The 5,414-nt window shown below is 40.7% G+C and carries 1 protein-coding gene; it reads left to right on the forward strand.

Annotated elements, in window-relative coordinates:
- Positions 1-287: 287 nt before the first annotated feature.
- A partial coding sequence (locus CWB85_RS20805) for a S8 family serine peptidase (RefSeq protein WP_138555925.1) occupies positions 288-5,414 on the forward strand: 5,127 nt, incomplete at its 3' end.

Raw genomic sequence — 5,414 nt, forward strand, 5'->3', positions numbered from 1 at the left:
AGACGTCGTACTGTAAAACGTAATTAATCACTTCCCTAAGTGTGTTATGTAACAAAGGGCCCAGAAGGGCCCTTTTTTATTTTCAGCTTTTAAACCCCGAACTTTAAAATAGGCGCATTTATAGTTTAATTGTCAATAAATGGTTTTTATATAAATTCAATGTTAATTATTTGTACAAAATGCTACATGATGATGTTCACACCCCTAGTATGCCTTTGGTTACTATATGGCCAACAGTTGCTTATCGCAGCTATAGAAGAACTATCAAAACCATCTAGGGGAACATTATGAAATTGAAAACTATATCTGTTGCAGTTGCAGCAGCGATATGTAGTGCTGGGGCATTACAAGCTGCGAATACTAAAATTGTGACAGCTGATACACCTCAAGCAATTCAAGCTACTTTTGAAGACATTAAAAATTTAACTAATCAATTTAATACTGTTAGTTCATCAACAATGATGCAAAACGATGGTTTAAATGTGCAACTAAACTCTAAAGGTAATAAATTCCAAGAAGAAGGCCTTGATGGCGAGCATGTTTATATCGTTAAATTAAAAGACAATTCAGTTGCAATTGAGGCACAGACTTTTAGTTCACCGTTAGCGCGTACATTGAGCTCTCAAGGTGTAACAAAGATTTTTGAAAAAGGCCAAGCTACAAATGATGCAGTGGTTGCCTATCAAAAACAACTTTTAAATAAACAGCAAACAGTGATGCAATCAGTCACATCAGTAACTGGTCGAACTGAGATGCGCAGACAGTTTACAAAAGCATTGAACGGCTTTTCAGTAAAAATGTCTGAAAGTGAAGCACAACGAGTGTCAGAGTTAGGTGCTGTTGCCTCTGTGATGCGTTCAAAGCTCTATGATTTATTATCAGATGAAGGTCCTACTCATATAGGCGCTGATAAAATTTGGGATGGAAGCAGCGTACCTAGTGGTATTCAAGGTAAAGGTGAAGGGCAAATCATCGGTATTATTGACACTGGTATTAACTCAGATCACCCTTCATTTGCGGCCGTGGGAGATGATGGGTACGAGCATGTTAACCCGTTTGGCAATGGAAACTATGTTGGTGATTGTGTTGAAGAAGCTGATTTAGTTGAATGTAATAATAAGTTGATCGGTGTACGCTCTTATGATGTCGTTACAGACGCTTATTCAGCAATGATCCCTGGTTGGCCAGCAATTGGTGAGGATTACCAAGGTCATGGCTCTCATGTTGCCTCAACTGCCGCTGGTAATGTGCTCTATGATGTTCCTTACGTGGTATCTGGCAATGGTGATGAATCTGATGGAAAAATCTTAAAAGAAGCTTTATTTCCACAACTCTCAGGTGTAGCGCCACACGCTAATATTATTTCTTATCAAGTATGTTATCCGTCGAGCGCGGAATATTCAGGCTGCCCTGGTGAAGCGCTGATTGCAGGTATTGAAGATGCGATCTCAGATGGTGTTGATGTAATCAACTTTTCAATCGGTGGTGCAGACTCAAATGTGTGGGCTGATCCTGTACAGCTAGCATTCTTAGCAGCCCGTGAAGCTGGTATTAGTGTTGCTGCAGCAGCTGGTAATAATGGTCAGCTATGTGGCGATGAATGTTTTGGTTACCTAGATAATTCTTCTCCTTGGCTTGCTCAAGTAGCGGCAACAACGCATGGCCGTACAATTGCTGTAGATACTGCAGTGGAGTTTGCTGGTTTTATTGACCCTGCACTTGGCTCTGAAGTTCCAAGCTGGGCTGAAACGGGTATCGTTGGTGGAGCACTAAATAGCGAAGAGATAACAGGTGTTGTTGTTTGGGCAAAAGACTATGCAGATATTAATGGGGAAAAAGATAGCAGTGGTTATTGTGTTACAGAATATCCGGCAGGCGCTTTTGATTACTTTAAAGATGGCAGTGAAATCCCCGGTGCTGCTGATGGCAGTACCAATGTATTTGTAATTTGTCAGCGCCACGATCCGGCAGATCCTGCGGCCAATGCGCGTACAGCTAAAGTGACCAATATTAAAGCTGGCGGTGCTGATGGTTTTATTATGTACAATAAAATTAGCGACCAAGGCACGGTAGCGGAAAGCTATGAATTACCGAGTGTACATTTCACCTATGATCAGTGGAACGGTGTTTCACCTGCGCAAGGTTTAGAAGACTGGGTTGATAGTTCGAGTGAAAAAGGCCATATGATCACCATTAAGCCAACAGTGATTGAGCGTCGTATTAATCCTGATGATGCTAATTGGCTAGCTGATTTCTCTTCACGTGGACCATCTTATAAAAATGAAGAAATTCTAGCCCCAGCGATTGCTGCTCCAGGTGTGAATATCTACGCTGCATATTCTGATGAACACCCATTTATTCCAACACCAAATGGGCAGGATTACATTGCTATTAGCGGTACTTCAATGGCATCACCACATATTGCAGGTACTATGGCGTTACTGCGTCAAATTCATCCAGAGTGGACTGCTGCGCAGTTACAATCAGCGCTATTGATGACAGCAGATAATGTTGTGCAATATCGTCGCCTAAACAGATCGAATGGTGACATTGATAAAGCTGAAACGTATCGAGCTGGAACAGGCCTTGTTAACGTAGCAAGTGCGGCTAAAGCCGGTTTTGTAATGGACGAAACAGCTGAAAACTTCTTAGCAGCTGATCCGTATAATGGTGGTACACCACATAAATTAAATTTACCAAACTTGGTTAATTTTTCATGCAAACCTGAGTGTCAGTGGATCCGAACGATTACTGCAACGGAAGATGGCACCTGGTCTGTTAGTCAAGAGGAGGTAGTTAACTGGAACTTTGATGTTCGTCAACAATCTGCACAAAATGGCGTGAATATTGAAGTAACACCTAGCACTTTTAGCCTTAAAAAAGGTGAAACTCAAACTATTATTGTGAAAGCGTCTATTATGGATACCCAAGACTGGTTCAGTAATTCAGAGGTAGAATTACACAGTGGCTTGGTATTTACAGCAGAGGAAGGCAATATTTCTGATGCTCGCTGGCCTATGGTGTTTAAGTATGACCGTGGCGATTTACCTTCATCATTGAAAACGGTAGCGCATTCAGATGTTGGTCGTTATGTCGCGTCAAATATCACTTTACCAAATGTCACAGCCCCTGTTGCTAAAGCGTATAAGCCTGTTAAAGCAACGGTTGAAACTTTTGTAATTCCTAAAGATAACGATCAAGTTTTCCCATGGGCAATGAACCGCACTGATGAAGTTAATGCCGATGATATCTTAGATGAAGCGACTGCGACGAAATTTATTACAGTACCTGCTAATGCAAAACGCTTGACTGTCGAAGTTCTAGGGGCAGAGTCTCCTCTGGAAGGGACGCATAATAAAGGAAATGCGAATATCTATATTGGTAAGGATTATAATAATGACGGCATGATCCAACCTCAAGATGAAATCTTATGTGTTTCCAGCCATATTTTATATAATAACTTTTGTAATATAAATAACCCAGAGTCAGGTGAGTATTGGGCTGTTATTTATAACTCTCGCGATGTAGGTGAAGAAGGTGTAGAAGAGAGTTTTGATGTCGCATTTGCTGTCGTGACAGATGAATTCACTGATAATATTAATGTTTCAATTCCTGCTAGTACAGGGCTTGAAGCGGTTGATATGACAGTGGATTGGGATATGGAAATGGAAACAGATACTGTTTACTATTCTATGATTGATGTAGGCACATCAGCAGTCAATGTTGGCAACATAGGTTCTATTCCATTACGTATCGATCGTGGTCAAGACGTCATTAACCTTGATGTACCGCAAGCATCAGCAAAATTGGGCGAGCGTGTTCCAATCACATTTGAAGTACTGGCTAATAACTCTGGTATTGATCGTGATTTTGCCTTTGAGTTAAATATTCCAGATGGTTTAAGCATTACTTCTGATACTGTTTTTGCTTCTAAAGAAGAGGTTGGTGTTCAGGTTGTCGATAATAAGGTTGTAATTACTGGCGTTCAACTAGATACATCTGATATTGCACCTGATTATATTGTAACCAATAATATTACTGATGAAATGTGCCGCTTACCAAACTTAGGTAATAGTAACCCTGGTGGGTATGTAAACTTATCTGAATTCGGTATATACCCATCGTTAAGTGGCTTTAAAGATAATGGTCAAATTGATTATCGCAATGGTTGGGTGGTTTCGTTAAATGCGTTGTTCAGTGGTTATTTTGATACCTTTAGCCTGTATAATAATTTAGCAGAAAATAATGTACCAGGTACGTTTATGCAAATTAAAGGTACGGGGATGATTGATTTCTCAGGTGCGCCAATGTTGGCAACTGGGCACTCCCGCTTACCATTTAACCGCTTCCCTAATGAAGTTATCGCGCCATTATGGCGTGGCCAGTACCGCAACGATGCAGGTGTGTTGGTTGCAGATACAATGTCTGTTGATTTGTCTACTTCAGAAGGTATCAGCTTGGCGAGTACTTCATCGGGTTGGGGTATTATCGAATGGGATAATGCATCAGATTATGGTGATATTGGGTACGACTCTACAACAAAAACATACACTTACAATAAACGTGATAACAGCTTTGACTTCGAAGTTATATTCAATGCCACTACACGTTTTGGTAAAAATGAGCACGAAATTTATTATGCCTATGATAACTTAGATTTTGGTAGTACTGATGGCCAAGGTAGTATTGGTATTCAAGGCTTTAAAGGTATGTGGGATTTATATGGTCCATTGAATGGCTATAGAGGTGTTGATCATGCTTATAATAACTTAGATGAGGTTATTCATGATGGCTACATTGTATGTATGGATTATGTAGGTCCGGAAGTTTCAAAGTTTGAAGTAACAGCATGGGCTGAGGTATTACCAGCAGCAGCAGGACAGACCCTAGCCGTTACAGCTACAACATCTATGTCTGGAATGGCTGATAAAGTGATTACTAAAGACATTGTGGTTCCAGGTAACATTACCGTAGCGCCACTTGCAGATATGACCACCACAGAAGAAACAGCGATCACCTTTGATGTTAACTACATTGATGAAGTTAACTCGAAAAACCAAGTATCGATTGTGGCTGATAATGTCAGTTATGTAGTTAATGGCGATACAGTGACGTTAACTCCAGCGGAAGATTTCTTTGGTGAGATCGAAGTTCAAGTTGTGGTCTCGGATATTGAAAACCCAACTGATGCAGCAAGCACCACATTTACACTAACAGTGGTTAATGAAAGCGATGCACCAACAGTTAACGTTGCAACAACTGAAATGATTATCACCGAAGGCGAGGTTATTACCTTAGATGCATCAAACTCAATGGATGCAGATGGTGATGAAATTACTTTCATGTGGTCAGGCAATGGTGTTATTGCAGATAGCAGTGCAGCAAAAACAACGGTAACAGGCTTAACAGCCGGT

Source organism: Pseudoalteromonas sp. S1727, from assembly GCF_005886375.1.
Classification (GTDB): domain Bacteria; phylum Pseudomonadota; class Gammaproteobacteria; order Enterobacterales; family Alteromonadaceae; genus Pseudoalteromonas; species Pseudoalteromonas haloplanktis.